We start from the raw sequence: 21,710 nt of genomic DNA, 5'->3' as shown, positions 1-21,710 counted from the left end.
TCAACCTGGTTTCTTCTATGCTTCTGGCTCCTTTGAACCGCTGGCGTCTTGCCGGCCCCTGGATTGCCCTGATCGGCCTTGCGACCATCTGGCTTGCAAGCGCCCTGGGCGTTTTTCTACTTCCCGATGCATGGCTGCACTGGCAGTTCCATCGCCTCAGCCCGATGGAAAGGCCCACCCCCCAGGTGCTTCTGGTAGAAGCTGATTTTGAGCAGCGACAGCAGACCGAGTGGCTTGATCTTATCGACCGGCTTGATCAGTTCGGACCAGCGGGCATCGGCTTTCTGCGCCAGCCCGCCGGGCTTTCCGAAACACAGCTTGAGCGGCTTCGTGAGACGGGCGTGGTCATTGGCCAGACCGCCGCCCAGGCAAACGGCGAGAATCCGGTCCTGACGCTGCCGCCATCGCAGACGCTGGATAGCCTGGGCGTGCACCGGCCACGAGCCAGGGACGGTGGCGAAAGCTTCATCAGTACCGAGTCGGCGGTGGCCAGTCAGGCAGCGGATACGGCGCTTGCCGAGGATCCCTTTCTGATCGATTTCCGCCCGGGCATGAACTACCTGCCGGTGATCCAGGCCGAACGGGTGCTTCGCGGTGACCTCACCCGTGATCTGGTGTCCGGACGCGTGGTGCTGGTGGGCAGAAGTATCGATCCGACCAATCCGCCGTTACTCACCCCTCTGCCGGAGGAAGCGAATGTCTCCCGGCTCGTGTATGCCGGCTACACGGTGGACACCCTGCTGCGGGGCCAGCCGCTGCGCACGACGAACTGGTGGCAGAATCTGCTGCTGTCCCTGGCGGTAGTGGGGGTGGCGGCACTGCTATACTTCCGCCTGGGTGTGCGCCGTTCCCTGAGCATCACTCTTGGGGGCGTGATCACTCTGTTTATGGCCGGCTGGCTGTCCCTGTACTTTGTGGGTCTGGTGCTGCCGGTGGCGGAACTGATGGCCCTGCACATGCTGCTCTGGTACCTGCTTTCCCGGCGCGAGCAGCGGCTTGAGTCGGCGATGGTCAACCGGCTTCTCCGTGCCACCAGCAGCCGTATCCATGACCGCCTGCTGCCTTCGGACTTCAATGCCAGTCAGGATCCATGGGGGCAGATCCTCCTGCTTACCACCCAGATTCTGAATCTAGACCGTGCCATCCTGCTTGAGCGCCAGGGTTCCGCCAAACACCTGCGGGAGGTGAAGGCCTACCGCTGCTCCCTCGAAGACATCGACGAACGTCGCCGTGACTTCGAGCGCACCCCCTACGCCACGGCCCTGGAAGAGGGCGGCCCCATCTTGCTTACCAAAACGTTCCTGAAGAATCCCGAGCCGGGCAGGCGCCAGTTTCTGGCACCACTTGAATTCAACGGCCAGCTGCTGGGCTTTCTGAGCGGTGAAGTGACAGAGGAGACCCTCGATAATAATCCGCTGTTTCTTTCCCTGCTGGAGGACTTCAGTGACCAGATCGGCGAGCTTCTCCACCAGCGGCAGCTGTGGCAGGCTCGCCAGCGTAGCGAGAGCAGCCATTGGCGCCGCCTGATGCGGCTCGACTCGGTCGAGTCCGAGTATGAGTCCCTGAGTGAGGTGTCGCAGTTGTTCGAGCGACGTCTCGCGCTTCTGGAGAACGTGTTCAACTCTCTTCACACCAGCACTATCCTTTATGACCTGTTCGGCCAGGTAATGCAGGTCAATCGCAAAATGGAGGAACAGGTCCGTCGCTCCGGGCTTTCCGTCTTCACGATGACCGCCGCGGATGCCATCGCGACCCTTGGTGGCATGCCGCTTGCGGTGGCGCGGGAACATCTCCAGCACATGATGTTGACCAACGAGAGTCTGACCTTTGCCGCGAGCCTGCCGGGGGTGGAAGGCGCCTTTTCGCTCAACGTGCGCCCAATCCAGGGCGCCGAGGGTAACGCATCAGCCGGGGTTTCGACGCCTTTTCGCATTCAGGGCTTTCTGCTCGAGCTGGTGGATGTCACCCACCTGGTGCGCCTCGAGCGACTGAAGGACGAACTGGGCAACAAGATCAGCGCGGAGCTGCGCAATCAGCTGGAGGCGGCTCTGCTGGCCGCGGAACTTGGCCGGCAGGAGGATGTGTCGGCGTCGGACAAGGCGGCATTCGCTGAGCTCGTCGAGCGCAAGCTGCTGCAGATGTCGCGAATCCTGACGCGCTCCCAGGGCATTCTCAATGCGGTCCAGGATATCAGCCGGCTGGCGGACTTTCCGGTCAGTATTACGGTTCTTGCCGAAGATCTGGCCAGGCGCTGGCAACCTCCCCTGGCCTCGCGGGAGCTTGCCATTGAGCTTGAACGGCCGCCGTTCAATGCCTTCGTCCGGGTCGACGTTACCCAGATCGAGAATACCCTGGATGCCGTTGTTGCAGTGCTCGCCGATGATGCCAGCCCCGGCGGCCAGATACGCCTGAGCCTGGAGGAGCGGCATGAGGGTGCCACCCTCTGGACCACCTTCATTTTCGAGAACACCGGCTACGGTATGCCGGAAGAACGCCTGCAGGCCGCCATGAAGGACCCGGCGAGGGCCACCACACCTGCCATGCATCGCCTGCGCCAGGCCGGAGACCAGGTGACTCTCTGGGGGGGAAGGCTTGAGGCGACCACTGCCATCGGCCAGGGAATACGTTTCGAACTACGACTACCGGGATTTTCTCTAGATGACGAACTCGCAGACCCAAAGTAAGCGTATTTTTCTCGTCGACGACGATGCCGATGTAGCACAGCTTCTCGGCTTCGTGTTGCGCCGTGCCGGCTTCGAAGTAAGGCACGCGCCAGGTGCCAGGCAAGCCATGGAAGAGGTGACCCGTGAGGGACCACCCGACCTTTTCATCCTGGATCTGTGGATGCCGGAGCTCGATGGTGAGTACCTGCTGCGCTGGCTCAGGGAGGAGCAGAAGCTTGAGCAGCCCATCCTGATGCTTACCGGCACCGTGCGCCCGGGTCTCGACGAGCAGTTGAAAGCTGCCGGCGCTGATGCCGTGGCCCACAAGCCCCTCGATATCCAGGCGCTCGACTCCCTGGTCAGGGGGCTTCTCGCCTGATGAATTGGGACCTGCTGCCTTTAAGCATCTTTCCCGAGGGCAGCCTTGCCAGTTCCGTCATCACCACTGTCTGGGTGGGGGTGGCCGTCGTTGCCTTCTTCAACCTGCGCTTTGGCTGGAGCCTGGCGGGCCTTGTGGTGCCCGGTTATCTGGTGCCGCTTCTGCTGATCAAGCCCTGGAGCGTGGCGGTCATCATCGGCGAAGGCATGGTTACCTATCTGGTGGTCCTGACCGTCTCAAGCCTCGGTGGGCGCTATCTGGGTCTCGCCGACTTTTTCGGCCGTGACCGATTCTTTGCCCTGGTGCTGACAAGCGTCGTTGTCCGGGTTGTTTTCGACGCCTACTGGCTGCCGGGCGTTGGCGCCTGGGTGGACGCGAATTTCGGCCTGGAGTTCGACTACGCCAACAACCTGCACAGTTTCGGCCTGATCATCGTGGCCCTGATCGCCAACAATTTCTGGAAGCCGGGCCTTGCACGGGGCTCCTTCTGGCTGCTGATCATCCTCGCTGTCACTTTCGTGCTGGTGCGCTTCGGACTGATGGAACTGACCAACTTCTCGGTCAGCAACCTGAACTACCTCTACGAGGACGTGGCGAGCTCGATTCTGGCAAGCCCCAAGGCCTATATCATCCTTTTGACGACAGCCTTTATCGCTTCGCGCATGAACCTGCACTACGCCTGGGAATTCAACGGCATCCTGATTCCCTCGCTGCTGGCTCTGCAGTGGTACCAGCCCGCCAAGCTGCTGGTGACCTTCGCCGAAGTGGGCGTGATTCTGGTCGCGGTGCACCTGCTGCTGAGGCTGCCCTTTTTCGGCAACATCAACCTGTCCGGGGCCCGCAAGCTGTTCTTCTTTTTCAGTGTGGGCTTTGTCTACAAACTGCTGCTTGGCTATGGCTTCGAGTTGTTCGCGCCCTGGATCAAGGTCACCGACTTCTTCGCTTTCGGTTATCTCATTTCGACCCTGCTGGCGCTCAAGATCCACGACAAGGACATCGGCATCCGGGTCACCCGCGCCACCCTGCAGACCTCAGCCACGGCCGTGGTGGTGGCCAGCTTCCTCGGCTTTGCCCTGAGCTTCATCCCGGCTCGGCTGGTAGAGGGCACTTCCGACACCGAGGTTTTCGTGGCGCCACCGGAAACTGCGGAAACACTCGGGGACATGCTCCTGCGACAACGGGTGATTGATTACGGCGTGGTGGCCCGGGAAAACCTGCCGCAACCCAGCGGCGCCCAGCTCGCCCGCTTTCAGGAGGCGCTTCAGGCCCTCAGGCGCTATCAGCATGAAGGTGTCCCGGAGTTGCTCGAGCAGGCCCGGCTCAGGCTCAGTGAGCTCGACTACACCATCGTCCGGGCCGAGGACCGCTACCTGGTGCTGAGTGAGGTGGGGGCTCCCCGGGGCTGGGGCACCTACGTTATCGACATCCGGCCCGAAAGCGGGCTGGTGGTCGAGATACCTTCGGCCATCGATGAGCGGGGCACCACCGAGGCGGGACTTGCACTGTTCCGTGACCAGCAGGCCGCGGCTCTTGCCGTGAGCAGTGTACGTGTGCGGGAGAGCACAGCCGGAACCATCGACGTGACCCGCAATCCGGGAAGCTTCTTTCATCAGTTCCACCAGACCTTCGGCCCGCGCAATGCGCTCCAGGTACGGCTGATTACCCGATCGGCCGCGCGCAGCCTGCTCGGCGGCCAGGCGCCCGAGGTATCAGATCTTCTCGCCACGTCCAGCCAGCTGCTGGTGAAGCAGCAACTGCCGGAGGGTCTGCAGTTGCAGTCTCTTGAGCGGCTTCTTGGGGAGCTGACCCTGCGCTGGGACACGCCCGACATTCCCAATGTGCAGCGCGAGCGAACACGCAGCGGCTTTGCGGAGCTTTACCTGAACCCGGACTCGCTGCGACCGCTGGTGGCCCGCAGCCACAGCCAGGAGGTCTCGCCGACGCCTCTGGTGAGCTTCGCGGGCGCCCTGAGCGACTACCTGCTGGAAAAAACCGCCATGCTCCGTGAGGCAGAAGGCCCCGCCTTCCGCCAGCCGCGACTTGACGAGCTGCTGTTTCTCGACCTCGAGGTACTGACTCCGCTTCTCGAACTCGCTGCGCACGGGCCACGGACAACGTGGTCAGAGGGCCGGCTGGATGAGCTGCGTTATCTCGATGAGCTGGCCCGGGGGCTTGGCTATCGCATTATCCGTTTCCATGACCGGTCCCGGGATCAGCACTACCTGATACTTGAAAACACGCTGGACGCCACGCCCACCCAGCCCTGGGGCATATTCGTGATCAACATCGGGGGAGCTTCCTCCCAGCTTGTCGAAGTGCCTCGACCACGCTACGAGAACAATACCCTGGAGGCCGGCACCATGCTGTTCCAGACTCTTGATGCCGGTGGACTTGTGATTGCCGGCAGTCACCCCTTCCGTGATCCGGAGGGGGGGTCGGATGTGCTGAACCCGCGCAATCAGCGCAGCCTCTTCAACCTGGTGCATCAGGTGTTCGTGCGGGAAGCCCGGGGGGCGCCTCTGCTGGTCACCCAGGTGCGCGGTATGGGCCATAAGACGGCCACTCGGTCACCGAGCCTTCTGGCCTTCGAGGACGGCCTGCGCCCCGAGGCCACGCCCCTCCCACTGCGTGAAAGGTTGCGCCGGACCCTGAACACCATGGGGCTTGCCCCCGAGGAAGTGCTCGGCGATGCAGAAACCGCCGGCTATGAGGTGGGAAGCAGCGCCCAGACAGGCTACCTGGCGGCCGCCCGTAACACCGATTTCGCAATCGCCTGGATCGCGCCCTCTGCCAGGCGTGCCTTCGGGTTGCCGTCGGACGACCGCCAGCAGCGGCTACAGCTCCAGGCTCTCGGGATCGATACCCTGGACGCCTCCCTTGCCAGCCAGGTGGTGCAAGAGGGTCTGTCCCCTGCACGGCTGCCGGATCGTGTGGTGTCTCTGCTTGAGCATTACAGGGAAACCGACGATATCGTCGCCCTGCGCCAGCTGCAGCACCAGGGGTATGAGCTTGTCCGGGTGCTCGAGAGCGACACCCGTCAGGCTTTTCTGCTGGTATCAGATGCGGATGGCGACCGGTCCATCCTGGCCATCGCCAACCTGAACCCGCTCAGTGATGACATCATCCATCCGGCGCCGGAACGCCTGGCTACGGTGCTTGAGGACTTCATCCGTCGCCGGGCCTTTCTGCTGCTTTCGGGAGGCGGGGAATGAGGGTCCTGGGACGTCTGCTGCTTTTGCTGCTGCTCGTTGTTGCGGCAACGTTTCTCTATAAGCCCCTGCGTAGCCTGTTTGAGGTTCCGCCGCCGGCCCCGGCGGTTACCCAGCAGCTTGATCTGACCGCTCGCCCCTCGACGGTCTACTTCCTGGCCGAACACGAATGGCTGACCTTTCCTGTCATCAGCCAGGCTGCGCGACTGCGCATACTGACCCATGCCGGCGCCGCGCCCGACACCGGGTTGGACGCTCCCATGCGTTATGCCCTTGAATACGAGCTTGTGGATGGCAAGGGGAGGGTCCTGAACGAGGGGCGCTATGTCCACGAGACGCAGATACCCCAGCCGCTGTTCAAGGATGGCCTGCCGGTTTCACGCAATCTCTATACCGATCGGTCCCTGGCGATTGCCGCCGGGCAGTCCATCAACATGCAGCTGGAGGGGTTGCCCCGGACGGCCTTTGTGCGTCTGCGCCTGGAACCTCTTGCGCCACCCCTTGAAAATGTCGCCGTACGCCTCTATTACGAGGAGCGGATGAGCGAGCGACAGGCCTCCGTGGCCTGGGAGCGGCTGAGTCAGGAAAAGAAGACGCGACTCGCCCGTGGCGTCATCTACCCGCCGGAACTGCTGACCCGTGAGGAGCGACTCAATCTGCTGGAGCGCCAGTGGCAGCCGGTGGGGCCGCTCGGAACCAACCCCGCACAGGGTACCCTGTTCAGCATCCAGGGGGCCGAGTCTTTCCTTGACCCGAACCTTATGCCCCGATCCCCTGGCCTCTATGCCGGACCGAATCGCATGGGCGTGCTGCCCATCGAAACGGCGGGACGCTACCGCATCAAGTTCAGACCGCTTCTGGTCGATGAGGACCTTGAGCCCGAGCTTGAGCTTCGGCACATCACCGAGCGGTTGGAGGAACCGCGACAGGAGGTGGTGACGCCTACCGGCGAGCCCCTGGCATTGGAGCAGACTCTCTCGCCTGGGCTTCTGGTTGTTATCCCGAACCAGCCCGGCATGCTCGACATCTGGCCGGTCGGGGCTGGCAAGAGCGCACTACCTGAACCACGCTATCTTCGTTCCCCGGCTGTGCAGCCCGGGCTTCCGGCGCATTTCCGGATTCTGCCCGGTGATGATGTTGGCACCTCCCTGCGCCTTGACCTGCGCGCCCATGGTGATGGTGAGCCCCTGCCGGCGGAGGCGAACATTCGCGCCACTTATCGGCTGTTTGACGCCCGGGGCAGGGCGGTGGACCAGGGCAGTCTCGAAGCCCGGGTCAGGCCATCGATGATCGACCGGGTAGCCGACACCCAGCCGGTGGCGGATCTTTCCGAGCCGGCGAGCTTCTACCTGCGCCTGCCACCAGAGGTGACCCGGATCGAATTGACCAGCCACCAGCGACTTCTGGCCAATGCCTATACCCGGCCCGATGACCTGCCTCACCGTACCCGTGTGCCGGTGGACTACTATGCCTGGCGTGGCGACGATCCTGCCCAGCCAGGCTGGTTCATCCTGCAGCCAGCAGCACAAAAAGAGCCCGATACCAGCCTGGTGCTGCACCTTCAGTCACGGCCCCCGGAGCGCGATTCCGAACTGCTGGCCGGGCGCTACCAGTGGCAGGCCCTGGACCCCCAGTTAGCGGCACGGGGCGCACGCATCCTGGTTCCTTTGAGTGGCGAGGAACGGCTGCGCCCGAGCGGGCTTCCTGGCTACTTCAAGCCCCTCAGGCAGGGGGCCCAGACGGTGGAAATCGCTGCGCCCGGTGTCGTTCGACAGCTGGAGCCGCAACTGATCTATCTGCGCGATAACCCGGACCCATTCAATCTGCGCCTACGCATTGATGGCAGAACGGTACGCCACGAGCTGATCGGCCGGCGGGGTGAGATCCGGCTGCCTTCAATCTCCCCGGGCCGACACGAGATGGAGCTTGATGCCAGTGCCCGTGGCATCTGGCTGATGAACTACCGTTATCCCGAGGAGTCAGGCTATCTCCGCCGTATGGCCTTCCGCCTGGAGGCGGCGCCGCTGCGCTATGACGTCGACAAGCGTGAAGACGGCCAGCTTGTGGGGGCGCGCTTCTATTCTCTCGGCGAGGCCGGGGCCGAAAGCACGGTTCGTGTGCGCGTCATACCCGGCGCCCTGGAATCAGGACCGTCACAGGAGTGGACCCATCTCGAGCGCCTGTACCGGATAACGCCCTCAGCCGGGGAGGCAAAGGTCGGCTATGTGCTCGACCAGCAGCGTGAACGGCTTTCCCGGGGCCAGCCGATTCTGGTTGATCTGGGCAGCGACCTGGCCAATGGCAGTGTCAGGGTGGAATTTTCGCTTCACAGCGGGGCCCCGGGCTATCTCGTTTTTCATAAGGTTCTGCCGGGGCAGCACGAGCGCACGCGCGGCTTTCGCGAGGAGGAGCAATGATAAGAAAGAGCAGGGGGTATCTGATGATGGCAGCACTGCTGATGATTCCCGGCGTGATGACGCTGGCCTCCCCGAAAAATCCGGGTCTTGGCGAACTGCTCGAACAGGCCCGAACCGATGACTACGTCATGCCCGATGCGAGCGATCTCCTGAAGGCCGAGGACAGCTTCCGGCACTGGCTTGCCGCGGATGACCGTCTCGCGGCAGCGCAATATCTCGGGTCGCCTGATCAAGTGGGGCTGGGCTTCAAAGCTGTTGCCGTGCCCCGGTCGGACATCGTTGCCCTGACCGAAACGGACAACGAACGCCAGGGTCGCGGCTTCTTCGCTGCGCGCAGGGAGGGTGGGGCGCCGCTTCTGATCCAGGCGCCTCACCAGTATTACGATCTGCGTACAGGGGCCATCGCGCGCAAGCTTTTCCTGGAGGGCAACGCCATGGCTGCGGCATGGAATACCACCCATCGCTACCAGGGCGATGACACCGATCTTGTACACATTGCTGACAGCTACCTGCATGCCCTGAGCCGGGCCTTCGCCGACGTGCATCCCGGTGGGCGGATATTGCAGCTGCACGGCTTCAGCAGCGCCAAACGTGAGAGCCGGGCCGGGCGTGAAGCCCGGGCCATTCTCAGTGACGGCAGCGGTTTTCCGCCAGCAAGTCTGGCCCGGCTTGCGGACTGCCTGTCACAACGGCTCGATATCCGGGCACTGCTCTATCCCCGGGATGTTCGCGAACTCGGCGCCACCACCAACACACTGGCCGCCGATCTGCGGCGCCGGGGTTTCGACGGCTTTGTGCACCTGGAGCTGGATGTCGGGCTGCGCAAGCGACTGGTGAGGGACGTTGATGCCAGAAACAGCCTCATGCAATGCGTGGCGGAGACCCATCTATGACACCACGGCTTGCCGCAATTCTGGCCTCTGCGCTCCTGCCCATGGGTGCTGTTGGCCAGGAGCTGACCGATACGAATCCCTATCTCCACCCGGCGGACCCGCTTGTCGAGCGTGAGCGCGCAAGTCAGGTGCCGCGTCTGTTCTGGGCGGCGGCAAAGCGACCGGATCACTGGGGAAGAAAGGGGCGGGTGGTGCTTGACGCCGGTGAGACCGCCACTTTCGAGCTCGCCCCACAGGGCCACCTTCGTCTGCAATCGAATAATGACGAAGGGCCGCCTCTGCTGTGGCTGTCCCGGGAGGGAGAGCTCTGGTGGCAGGCCTCCTGGACACCGGGCAGCAAGGATCATGAATGGTTCCACGCAGGGGACAAGCCATCGCCCCTGTTCGCTCGCCTTGAGGCCGAAACGCACTTTCGTGGCCGGCTATTTGCCGCTGAAACGGATCCCGTGGATGCACCGGACCCCTATCGGGAGGTGACCCTGACGGGATCACCTGAGCGGGTGGAGCTTGTCGATGATGAGGGCGATCGCCTGGGCGCTCATCGACTGAGTGAGGGCGAGACCCTCGAGGTGGACATCGAAGGTCCGGTGATTCTCGCCATCGCCAGTCGCCCGACCGAGGCAGCGGAGCATCAGCAGCAGTATTCCCTGAGCTGGAGCCTGGATGGGGCTCCCTGGCAGCAGATCAGCATTGCGCGAACACAGTTCAGCACTGTCTACCAGATAGTGGACGGTTCCAGCCTGCACGGTGGCATGGACCGGCGCTACCTGGTGATTCCCGGAGGTGAGCACCGTCTTCAAATCAGGGCGTCCCTGCCTCTGCTCGCACGAATCGAGCAGGCGGAGGAGAACTACTTTCTGGACTCCAATGAACCCGAGCCCACCACGGCTGAGCTTACCCGGGCACTTCTTGAAGAAGCCCTGGCGGCGGGCGGCAGGACCCTCAAGGACCTGGAAGCCCTGCGCCAGTCCAATCATATCCAGGGGGCAGCCGACATTGCCCTTGCCTATCTTGAGCAGGGCTATCGTGATCAGGACCATTCTGGACAGGGGGGGGCGGCCTGGCCCGGCGCACGATCACACACGGTTGCGCAGGCGCTTGCCGGGAATATTGAACGCAGCCAGCGCTTCTTCCGCAATCTGTTCCCGGACTCAGGCACCGGGCCCCTGACCATGAACACGGCCTGGTTCAGCACTACAAGTCCGCTGGAACTCGACTCCGACGAGCACTATTACCTGGGAGAGGGGGTGCGGGATCGGTTGAGTCGGGGCCTCTTCGTCGAGCTGGGGGAAGAGCCCCTGGCCTATCCGCTGCCACCACGTTCCGGGCCATCTCGCCTGCGCCTTTCCGTTGCCCGACTTTTGCCGCAGGCAGCTTATGGAGCAGACGCCGGGCTATGGATTCAGTACGACGACGCCTCGCCCCAACGGTTCAGACTGATGGGTCCGGCATTGCGGACCAGGCTGTCCATACCCGAGAACGCCCTGCTCTCGCAGGGTCAGGCGCAAGGCCTGTCAGGCCTGCACCCGACCCTGAGCGGTGACTTCACCTCTGAGCGTGAAGCCGGTCACTACTGGCCCACGGCCACCACAACGCTGCCTTTGCCGCCGAATGTCCGCGAGGTGCGTATCTGGAGTGGTGCCAGGCTTCCGGTGGCACTCCAGTATCGGGCAAGCCAGGCCTACGAGGCCGGTGAGAACGCCTATCGCACCCTTCTGGAAAGAACGCCGCCTGATTCTCTGGTTGAGCGCCTGCATCAGGCTTTCGCAGCCATTCCGAACCCCGAATCAGAGCCCCTGACGCCGACGATCACCCCGCAGCGAGCCCTGGAGAATCAGTGGTACCCGATGCTGCGCTATCTTCATGCTGCTCAGGCGGCCTATCTGGACAGCTTCAGTGCCAGGGAACCGGCCGGCGTATCTGACAATCTGGACGAACGCCTGAAAAGAGCCCGGGCGAAAGCAGGCCGTGGGGACTGGATCGGCGTGCTAGAGGTGATCGGCCGTTCCGGCTACGGCCAGGACCCGGAGGCCTATCGGATATCGCAACAGGCCCTGGAAGCCCTGGGCGAACATTATCTGGCAAGGCGCCAGCGGCAGGCCACGGCGGTATTCGCAACGGATGCGGAGGCAAGGCGCCTGGCCACCGATGAGCTTTTAACGGACTACGCCCGGACCCAGCGCTGGGCAAGCCAGGTTCGCCTGCTGGCCGCGCGTTTTCTCCGTGAGGGCGATGGTGGATTGATCGAGCCCCTGGGAGAGGCGCTGCATCGTGCGGGCGACTCCCTTTGGGCAAGCCAGCTCGGCCTGTTGCTTGCCGGGGAGGGGCGCATGCCGGACTGGCTGCCGGAGGCGGCGCAGCAAGCCGGGTGGGCCGAGACCGCGGACACGTTCGAAGACCGGGCACTGCATCAGGGGGACCTGGCCGCACGCCAGGGCAAAACCACGCAGGCCACGGAGCGCTGGGAGCAGGCCGGGGAGGCCGGACTGGCACGAATCACCCGAATGCGGGATGCCGAAGCCATCGCGAGCGCCCTTGCAAGTCGGGACCGGGAACGGCGCCTGGCTGGCATTGAGCGCTGGCTTGCCTGGTCGCTGTCGTCGCAGCAGGACTACGACTGGGTCTCTGTTGATGACCGTGTAGAGAGCAGCAGCGGGTTCTCGACTCTATTGAGCGGGGTCTCAGGAACACCGTTTGCCCTCCCCCATGCCAGCGCTGACGTACCATTGGAGCTTGAGGTAGTGGGGCCGGCCGTGCTGCGTGTGCAGCTTCGAAGGCTGGCACCGGATGGCCCTGAGCCGGGGGATATCGACTGGCTTACCGCCGAGCTTGTGGATGCCGCCGGCACGACAAAAAGACTTCGGGCACCAGTTCTCAGCCGTACGGAAAACCCCTATCTCGAGACCATCAATAAAGAGACTGGTATCTCCACCGGCGATGACATCCTTCTGGAAGTGCCCTCCGGGCTGCATCAGGTTCGTCTGCGTCCACGGGATAATGACTACCTGGCCCAGCTCTGGCAGTGGCGGCCAAAGCATACCTGGGAGGTACTTCCGCCGGTAACGCCCCTGGCCCTGAAGGATCTGCTCCAGGGATTCTCCCGGGCAACGGGCTTCCGGCGCGGCACAGAGCCGGATTATTTCCGGATTCATGAAGCGGAACTCGAACCACTGCCGGTACTGCCTCCCGCGCAGTTGCATACCGTTGACCTTGTGCTTCCGGGCGCCTCCGACTTTGGGAATATTCCTGAATCCCTGCAGTTTCCCGATCAGGCGGTAGGCCCGGGGGACTGGCCGGTGGGTAGCTATGCCGTTCAGGTACAGAATGTCCGCACCGATGGTGCCGTGCCTGAATCACCGCAGGTGGCCCACGCCCTTGCCGTGGCGCTGCTCTGGCAGCTCGAACAGAGCCCTGGCCTGATGGATCGGGTGAGCGCACGCCTGGCACAGCTGGCCAAGGCACATAGCAATGTGCCTGCCATCCGCCAGCTTGCGGACAGAGTACTTGAGAACCATGACTGGGAGCATATCAGCAACAGCTTCGAGAGTGCCGGCGTCCGTCAGCTGCCACTGCAGGAGCAGATGCATTCACCCTTCCGGCGCGTGCGCCAGGCCCTGCTTCCGCCATCGCCGGCATCCGCCATTCTGTTGAGCGGAAGAAGCATCGAGGGGCTGGAGCTCTTCACGCCCGAGCCCGTCGCCATCGAGATACGGCTCGAGCAGCGGGTTCTGCCCCATGAGGCAAGAATTCCCGCCGAGGTGATGATTCAGCTGGACGATCGTCAGCCCCGGATGGTGCGTCTGTCGGAGGAGGAAACGGTGGAACGGGTTCGCCTGGGGGAGGGGCAGCATGCCCTGAGAGTGTGGCTCGTAGAGCCGGGCCAGCAGCAGTTTGTCACCGTACGGGTCACCAGGGCCGGGAGCAGGGCACCACTGCTTGAAGACGAGACACGGACCTACCACATAGCCGCGCCCGGCCAGCCGGCGCGCTTCTACGTCAAGGGGCCTGCCTGGGTGCGGGTGGATGAGTGGCGGCTACGCAATGGATCGACCACGTATCGCTATGTCGAGCCCGGCTGGCAGACACTGGCCCTCAAGGCAGGGAACAGAGCGGATCGCTACTACCGTCTCTACGCCCTGCGTCGGGCGCCGGAAGCAAGTCTGCCTGAGCCGGTGGTGGTGAAGGCAGACCTTGCGGCTCCCGTCAGGGGGCCCTCGCCACCGGTTGCAGCCGCCGAGCCGGTGGCATGGAGTGCCGAGGATCGCTATTCCCCCGGCGCCGGTCTCGATAGCTGGGGCGGCTATCTCAGTCTTTCGGACCGGATTGACGGCAGCGAGGACGACGTGGCCCCTGCCCAGGGTGCACACTCGATCGAGGCCGGCGTCAGCTACCGTTTTCGCCAGCGTGACAGGCGGCTCTTCAGCCGTAGTGACCTGCTGCTGAGGCGGTTTGATGGCAGCCAGGACATCCTGGGCGCAAAGCAGTGGCTGGATTTCTACACCGATCACAGCAACTGGCATCTGGGCCTGTACGGCGAAGCCTATATCCAGCCCGGGGAGGTGGAGAGCCTGGAAGGCAACAATCACTGGTCGGCCCGGGTGCAGGGAAGCATCGAGCGGACCTGGCAGCTATCGCCCCGGCTCAGACACAAGCCGGGCATCACCCTGAACCAGCGTTGGCTGAGCCTGGATTCGGCGACGGCCACGGCATTGCCGGAGCTGGATCCGGATATTTTCTCGCCCTACAGGGACGATCACCGGCGAAGCCTTAACCTGTCGGATCGCCTTACCTGGGCGCCTCACCTGGATCAGCGGCTCTACCTTGAAGGGGCTCTGGTCAGTAACGAGTCGCTCAACCCCTTCGACCCTGACCACATGGAGGTCACCATGGCAGGACGACAGCTGTTCGGTTCCGTAGCGGGGGAGGCGGGTTTCCGTTGGCGCCGTTACTTCGCTGACGATGACCGAAGCACGAGCCTCGATCGCAAGCGGATTTTCGTGGGCGGCAACCTTCTGCGCTGGGGAACGGGTTCCCATGCTCTGACCCTGCGCGCTGAGGCCAACTACGATATAGACCGCAGTGACGTCGGCTGGCGCCTGAGAATCGGCTTCGAGGCCAATTCCGGCCGCCTGAGCCCGGCCCGGCGGCCGGATGAACTGGATTTTCTGACCCTGCGACGCGCCCAGCAGCGAGAGCGTGTTGAAACCAACCGTCTGGATCCGATCTATCCATGAAACGCAACGCCACTGTTCAGTCCGAAACCCTTCTGACGGAAGGGCTTTCCGCACCCTGGCAGCGGGTGGGCCGACGCCAGATTGCTGCCATTCTGGCTTTCCTCCACAACAGTGGACGCCTGCTGCCAGAGAATGATACCGATGCCCTTTGCCGGGTTCTTCTGCAGACACTGTTGGACTGGATTGAGGTTCAGCGCCGGGATATTGCCCGCCTGCATGCCAATCACCACGAGTTCACGACCAGGCTTGCCAATGCCGGATCGGACGATGAGATTCGTGGGCATGTACTTGACTATGCCCGCACCCTGGGGGCGGGACGGCGCCAGCTGCTGGGGGATCGCCGGGCCTTCGGGCGCTGGTTCGGCCCGGATGCGGTCAGTGAACGTTACCAGAAGCAGTTCGCTGATTGTGAGCGCCACCTGAGCTTCAGTCTGGAACGACTGGGAGAGCTAGGCGCCCGCTATATCGGGGGTGATACGGTGACGCCGGAGGAGGGCATCCAGCGCTGGCGCCAGCTTGATCTCGAGACCGGTATCGGCGAGCTTCTCGCCTACGAGGGCGATCTGCGCGTCCGGCTTGCCGCCTTCCATGCCCTGGCCCGTGTTGCCCGTGCTTTGCCGCCGGAAGGTCAAGGACACTATCTCGGCGACAGTACTCTGGCTTACAGCTATCGTCTGGCCATGGACCACCGTCAGCCGGTCTGGCTCCAGACCGAGGCCCTGTCGCTGCTGAGTGTGCTGAGCTATCCCGCGGTGGTGGATATTATCGAGCGCCGCCTGACCCGGAGGACGGAGGGCGATGATTTTTTCGTGCGCCAGCATGCAGTGCAGGTGCTTGGTGACCACGCCGATGACCCCAGGATCGAGTCCCTGCTGGAGACAGCCCTGGACGATCCGAGCGCCACGGTGCGTCAGGCACTGATCGATCTGCTGGTCAGACTGCGCCCGGCCTCGATCAGGCACCATCTGCCGGTTCTTGCCCTGGAAGACAGCGCCAGGGAAGTCCGCGGTTATGCTGTTCATGCCCTGATCCGGCTGGTTGAAACCGATGCCTCTTTCGTTGGCTTTACCCAGGAGCTCACCGAACGTGGTGCCCGCCATGAAAGACAGCCTGTCACCCTCCGTCTGTATTGCCATATTATTCCGGCCATCGCCGCCATTCTGCTGGAGAAGGGCGAGGAAGAACTGCTTGAACAGTGGTCGCAGTCTGGCTTCGCGGTACTTACGGCGCTGCATTCCGAGGCAGACGATCTGCGGGTCCGGCGGTGGTCCGCCCAGGCACGGGAAACTCTCTGGTGTATCGCCGACCCCGAGGCGCGAAGCCTTCACCAGCAGCTTCGTGCCCGGCTCGGCAAGGCGCCCGTGGGCAAGCGCCGGAGCCTTGAGGTGCCCGCTCAGGTGGACGATGACCGTCTTGGTCGCGTGCTGAGCGCGCTCACCCAGGACGATTTCGGTCTGGACGCCAGCCGCAGTGCCCACAAGCTCAGGTTCCGGCGCTGGGAGCGCTTCCGCTTCCGGCTCTGGCGGGCCTGGTATGAGTTTACTCATTCCTCGCCAGACAAGCGCCAGGCCGGCCATCACACCATCGGACGGGTCTACTATGGCCTTTTGCAGGTGCCCTCGGCGCGGATGTCGGAGCTCAGTCCTACCAAGGTGCCGGGCGAACCCCTGCATATGAGCGACGAGGACGGCTGGCGGCCCTACCTGCCCCTGGTGGACCAGGCGATATCGAGTCTCGATCAGTCCTGGCCGACCCGGCCCATGAAAATTTACTCAAGCGAGGGAGTGACCGAGATCACTCCGCCCAGCGGGCTGGTTGCCCGGCTGCGGGCACGGCTGAAGCTGACGTTCCGTTTCGCCCATTACGCCCGCCTGCGCAACTGGGAGTCTGACAGCGGCGGGGCGCCGGACCGCTACATGAGTGCACTTCAGGCCCTGGGTTTTCAGGTGGGATTCAGGACCTACACTGACCCTGCGTCAGGACCCCTGCCAGCGGACCCGGCAGTGCGGCGCTTCTTCCCCGCGCTGGCCTTTCCACCGCTGCTTGTCGACTGGTGGCAGCAGTACACGGACTATTTCGTGTCCGTCTACCAGAACACGCTGCGTCAGCTGGGCTTTTTTCTGGCCGGCATGCTGGCCCTGTTCGTCGGGCGGCATGTCTATGTCAACCTGACCACCCGCCGCGCCCGCAACAGGTTGCCACTGGTGATCGGCGGCTGGGGAACCCGGGGAAAGTCCGGCACTGAGCGCCTCAAGGCTGCGCTCTTCAATGGCCTGGGCTTTCATGTGATTTCCAAGACCACGGGTTGCGAGGCCATGTTCCTGCATGGCTACAGCCACCGGGATCTCCAGGAAATGTTCCTGTTCAGGCCCTACGACAAGGCCACTATCTGGGAGCAGGCAGACCTGGTGAAGCTGTCCCGAAAACTGGATGCGGATGTGTTCCTCTGGGAGTGCATGGGCCTCACGCCGTCCTACGTGCGTATTCTCCAGAAGCAGTGGATGCGGGATGACATTTCCACCATCACCAATACCTATCCCGACCACGAGGATATCCAGGGCCCAGCGGGCATCAATATTCCCATTGTCATGACCGAGTTCATCCCCAAAAACTCCACCCTCATCACCAGCGAAGCGGAGATGCTGCCGATCCTGCAGCAGGCTTCCCGGCAGTTGGGTACCGAGTGCCACAGCGTTAGCTGGATCGAGTCTGAACTCCTGCCTGGCGACACCCTGTCACGTTTCCCCTACGAGGAGCACCCCACCAACATCGCCCTTGTGCTGCGTATGGCAGATGAGTTCGACATTCCCCATCTGTTTGCCCTCAAGGCCATGGCCGACCATGTAATTCTCGATCTAGGCGTGCTCAAGGTCTATCCCATGGCCCATGCCCGGGGACGCTGGCTACAGTTCACCAACGGCATGTCCGCCAACGAGCGCCTCGGGGCGCTGGGTAACTGGAACCGGCTGGGATTTGACAGGCAGGACCCGGAAGCCGAGCCCGGTGTCTGGGTGTCGACGGTGATCAACAACCGGGCCGACCGGGTGGCCCGCTCGCGGGTGTTCGCTGATATTCTGGTCAATGACATCAGCGCGGATCGCCATTTTCTTATCGGCACCAATCTCGAGGGCCTGATGGGCTACATCGAGGAGTCCTGGCAGGTTCGCCGGGAGGAGACCACGCTGTGGCCGCAGTCCCAGGACAACCCCGACCCGTCGCTGGAGTGGCACCGCCTGGCCCGGCAGATGCGGGTTTGTGTCACTGAAAAAGCGGTGCTCGGCAGGCTTTCGGCCATGCTTGAAGGCCTTGGCGTAGCCTACGACACACAGATTCTTGCGGAGAATCTGGCCGCCCCCGCCAACTATCTCGAAACCCTTGTAAGGACGCACGAGTACACGAACGGCCAGGAGCATGAGCACGAGGGTAAAAAAGCACTGCTGTCCCATCACCTGGAGACCGTTCTTGGACATCATCAGAGCCATTACCGGGAATGGCAGGAGTTCAGCGAACTCGATCGGCGTGTAGCCAGGGATCAGGCGCCATCAGAGGCAATCAATGAGCAGGCCCGGGACCTGCTCTGGAAATGGTTCAGAAGCCGTATCGAGATCGTTCGCTCACCCTTCGTGACGGGGGAGCAGCTGGTCAACCTGATCTGCGACCAGACGCCACCGGGCTACACCAACCGCATACTCGGCATGCAGAACATCAAGGGCCCCGGGCTTGACTGGGTCTATCGCTGGCAGGCCTGGGACAAGATTCACGCAGCTGGCGGGATGATCCTGAGCGGTAACCGTGGTGAGGCCACCCGGGGCCTTCAATTCCTGGCGAGCTTTCAGGAATACGGCCTGCTTTCCGCCGAATACATGCAGGACCTCCTGCACCGGGCAAAAGAGCTGCCGGTGGCCCAGAGCGAGAGCTTCCAGGCAGAACTCCGGCTGATCGCAGCCAATCTGGAGGGGAGAAACAGGCCTGAGGAAGAAGGCAGGTCACCCAGTGAACCATCAGGCGGTCTCTGGCTGACCCTGGTGACCTGGGTGGAGCAGTTTCTCGACGTGGGCGATGCAGTCCGCCGCCGCCGCAAGGCCGATCGCATCTATCGTGACATGGTGACCAGGCGAATCAGTACGGCCCGGGCAGCCGATGAGTTGCAGTATCTGACGAAGCGACAGAAGGGGGGATGGCTGGTTAATCGGTGAGGGTGAGGTTTCGCCGTTGCAAGAGCGCAGAAGGGCGGGGCCGCTTTCATCGGGTCCGGTCAATAAGACGTACATGCTACCTGACCGGCTATTCTGGCGAACAGCAACAACCCTGATAAGGAGAAGGCCCGATGGCGTTCGTGAACAGGAAAAAGCAGGAGCTGGAGGCGGTCCGCGAAAAACTTGCGGCGGCCGAGGACAGGGTTCGAGAGCTGGAGGCGGACCTGCAGGCGATAGAACGCTCGACCGGCTACCTCGCCCTCTCGCCCGATGGCCTCATCGAGAGCATCAACGATATATTGCTGGATTCGTTAGGCTACAGGCGTGAAGAGCTTCTGGGCCAGCATCACCGGATTCTCTGTGACAGGGACTATGCCAGGAGCGAAGAGTACATTGCGTTCTGGCGTGGGCTCGTCACCGGCAATCCACAGCAGGGGCGTTTTGCAGGCACTCATGCCGATGGGCGCAGCCTGATGGTGGAGGCCCGCTATTCACCGGTCATGAGTGATCGGGGTCTTGCAAAGCGGGTCATCACATTGGTCACTCGGGTTACTCCCGCACCAGGGGACGCGTAACGGGCTGCTGGGGCCATGGTCCTTGCGCCATGTACTACGCTATCTCTAGCACGTGTGCTCACCACAGAGGCACTTTTCCAACCATCGGAGGTAGCATGAAGACCGAACCGGTTCTGTTTGCCCTTGAAGGCAGTGAGGAATTTGGCGGGAAGGTGGCTTCTCATCTCGGTATCCGCCTTGCCGAGCATGAGGAGCGTCATTTCGAGGACGGCGAACACAAGGCCCGCCCCTTGGAAGGCGTACGGGAGCGGGATGTCTACGTCCTTCACACTCTCTACGGCGATCAGGACTCTACCGTCAACGACAAGCTGATCCGTCTGTTGTTCTTTGTGGCGACCCTCAAGGACGCCGGTGCCAGAAATGTAACGGCCCTGATGCCCTATCTGGCCTATGCCCGCAAGGATCGGCGCACCAAGGACCGGGACCCGGTGACCACCCGTTACGTGGGCCAGCTGTTCGAGGCCATGGGCGTCGACTGCGTGGCGGCCCTGGAGGTGCACAACCGGGCCGCCTTCGACAATGCCTTCCGCTGTCGAGCGGAACACCTGGAAGCCCATGCCCTGTTCGTGGAGGAGCTGAAGGACCGGATCGGCGATGATGAGGTGGTGATTGTCTCCCCGGACTCCGGCGGTGCCAAGCGCGCTGACCGGTTTCGGGATGTGTGGGAGGATGCCACCGGTAACCGGCCCGCCAACGCCTTCATGGAGAAGCGGCGCAGCGAGGGCGTGGTATCCGGCGAGGCCGTGGTAGGGGATGTGTCCGGTAAGGCAGCCATTATCGTGGACGACCTGGTGGCCGGTGGTACGACCCTGCTGCGGGCGGCGAAGGCCTGCAAGGAGGGAGGTGCCACCCGGGTTTACGGAGTGATCACTCACGCCCTGTTCGGTCCGGGTTCGGAGAAGCTCTACGATGCGGAGGAGCTGGATGAGCTGCTGATCACCGATAGCGTCAAGGCCCAGCAGAAGGCTCCCAGCGACAGCAATGTCACGGTGGTGTCGGCAGCGGATCTGTTCGCACGGGCCATTCGCGCGCTCAATACGGGAGAGGACACCTCAGCCCTGAGGGACTGAAAGCCGGGCACCGGGTCAGTGCAGCTGGTCCAGTGCCCTTAATCCCAGATCCAGGTATTCCCTTGCCAGCTTCCCCCAGGGCTTGCGATCGTCGTCCCGCTCCAGGTGCCGGGCCTTCAATACCGCCCACAGCAGGGCGCGATAGCCGGTGTAGATGGCTATCAGGTGCTCCGCTGCATGGTCACCGGTAACCTGTTCGTACACCTCGATAAAGCGCTCTCCCACCCAGCCGTGGTCCAGTCGCCTGCACTCCATGGCGAAAAAACTCAACTCCTCAAGGGGGTCCATCAGCCGAAGATCGGCATTGAACTCGAGGCGGTCCAGAAACGCCGGATCCTCGGTGGGATACACGTGCTCGGGGCGCAGGTCGCCGTGGACGTCCCTGCATCGCCGTTGCCTGAGATCCTCCTGGTGATCCCTCAGCAGCCCGAGCAGGCCAGCCTCCAGGTCATCCAGGGCTCTTCCGGTATCCAGGGGCAGGTTCCTCAGCTCGTCAGCCTGCTCCCGCACCTTTTCCCCGAACCGGTCGGGCCGGACAGGCCCGTCCATGGGATGATCCGCGTAAAAATCCGCCAGCCGTCTTGCCGCCCGGTCGATGTGGTCCGGGTTCAGGGTTCCGTCCTCCATCTGGACTTCCAGATTCTGGCAGTCAGGCAGTCGGCGCATCTTGACCAGGTAGTCCAGGGGGCGACCGCGTCCGTCGAGATTGAGCCTGCCCTGATCGTCCTCGGCCAGGGTGATGACTCCCTGGTAGACGTCAGGGGCGAGCTCGGAGTTGATCAGAACCTCGGTTTCGCAGTTGCGCAGTCGTGCCTCCCGGCTGGTGAAGTCCAGGAATTCATAACGCAGCGGTTTCTTGAGCTTGTAGACGTAGTTGTCGGTCAGGAACAGGCGGGAAAGATGGGTTTCCTTGACCTCCACCGTGTCGGTGCCTTCCGGATAGCTCTCCGGCCGGCTCAGGAACTCCGTCGCCGCTGCCAGATCGTCCGGGTCCCTGTTCCTTTCAGGGTTTCCGGAGGATTCCTGTTGTGGGTTGTTTCCAGCCATTGGCCGTCGGTCTCCTGCTGCGAGCGT

General features: G+C 63.0%; 10 protein-coding genes. 9 read left to right on the top strand and 1 reads right to left on the bottom strand.

Annotated elements, in window-relative coordinates; translation table 11 throughout:
• The first annotated feature begins 17 nt into the window (after positions 1 to 17).
• From BM346_RS04880 to BM346_RS04840, 9 genes are all read left to right on the top strand, one after another.
• Positions 18 to 2,684 (top strand): sensor histidine kinase, encoded by a 2,667-nt coding sequence (locus BM346_RS04880; protein ID WP_092009386.1) that lies wholly within the window; start codon positions 18 to 20, stop codon positions 2,682 to 2,684.
• Entirely contained in the window at positions 2,659 to 3,042 is a 384-nt protein-coding gene (locus BM346_RS04875; protein ID WP_092009384.1) for a response regulator, read from the top strand. The genes BM346_RS04880 and BM346_RS04875 overlap by 26 nt, the downstream gene beginning before the upstream one ends.
• Positions 3,042 to 6,254, top strand: a complete 3,213-nt coding sequence (locus BM346_RS04870; RefSeq protein ID WP_092009382.1) for a poly-gamma-glutamate biosynthesis protein PgsC/CapC — start codon at positions 3,042 to 3,044, stop codon at positions 6,252 to 6,254. Before BM346_RS04875 ends, BM346_RS04870 begins: the two co-directional genes overlap by 1 nt.
• Positions 6,251 to 8,668 carry a hypothetical protein gene (locus BM346_RS04865; RefSeq protein WP_092009380.1) on the top strand — a complete coding sequence of 806 codons (2,418 nt, stop codon included), beginning with the start codon at positions 6,251 to 6,253 and terminating at the stop codon, positions 8,666 to 8,668. The genes BM346_RS04870 and BM346_RS04865 overlap by 4 nt, the downstream gene beginning before the upstream one ends.
• Positions 8,665 to 9,561 carry a hypothetical protein gene (locus tag BM346_RS04860; RefSeq protein ID WP_139229903.1) on the top strand — a complete coding sequence of 299 codons (897 nt, stop codon included), beginning with the start codon at positions 8,665 to 8,667 and terminating at the stop codon, positions 9,559 to 9,561. The genes BM346_RS04865 and BM346_RS04860 overlap by 4 nt, the downstream gene beginning before the upstream one ends.
• On the top strand, positions 9,558 to 14,795 hold the full coding sequence (locus tag BM346_RS04855; RefSeq protein ID WP_092009376.1) for a hypothetical protein: 5,238 nt from the start codon (positions 9,558 to 9,560) through the stop codon (positions 14,793 to 14,795). Before BM346_RS04860 ends, BM346_RS04855 begins: the two co-directional genes overlap by 4 nt.
• Entirely contained in the window at positions 14,792 to 18,991 is a 4,200-nt protein-coding gene (locus tag BM346_RS04850) for a HEAT repeat domain-containing protein (RefSeq protein ID WP_092009374.1), read from the top strand. Before BM346_RS04855 ends, BM346_RS04850 begins: the two co-directional genes overlap by 4 nt.
• Positions 18,992 to 19,122: 131 nt before the next feature.
• Entirely contained in the window at positions 19,123 to 19,566 is a 444-nt protein-coding gene (locus BM346_RS04845) for a PAS domain-containing protein (protein ID WP_092009372.1), read from the top strand.
• 95 nt (positions 19,567 to 19,661) lie between these two features.
• A complete protein-coding gene (locus BM346_RS04840; RefSeq protein ID WP_092009370.1) occupies positions 19,662 to 20,636 on the top strand; it encodes a ribose-phosphate diphosphokinase in 975 nt (324 codons plus the stop codon).
• Positions 20,637 to 20,651: 15 nt separating this feature from the next.
• Here the strand turns inward: BM346_RS04840 and BM346_RS04835 are convergent, their stop codons facing one another.
• Positions 20,652 to 21,683, bottom strand: a complete 1,032-nt coding sequence (locus BM346_RS04835; protein WP_092009368.1) for a hypothetical protein — start codon at positions 21,681 to 21,683, stop codon at positions 20,652 to 20,654.
• Positions 21,684 to 21,710 lie beyond the last annotated feature (27 nt).

The sequence above is a fragment of the Marinobacter daqiaonensis genome, assembly GCF_900115285.1.
GTDB classification, from domain to species: domain Bacteria; phylum Pseudomonadota; class Gammaproteobacteria; order Pseudomonadales; family Oleiphilaceae; genus Marinobacter; species Marinobacter daqiaonensis.
Note: the sequence above shows the minus strand (reverse complement) of the source record. Positions and strands in the feature narration are given on the sequence as shown.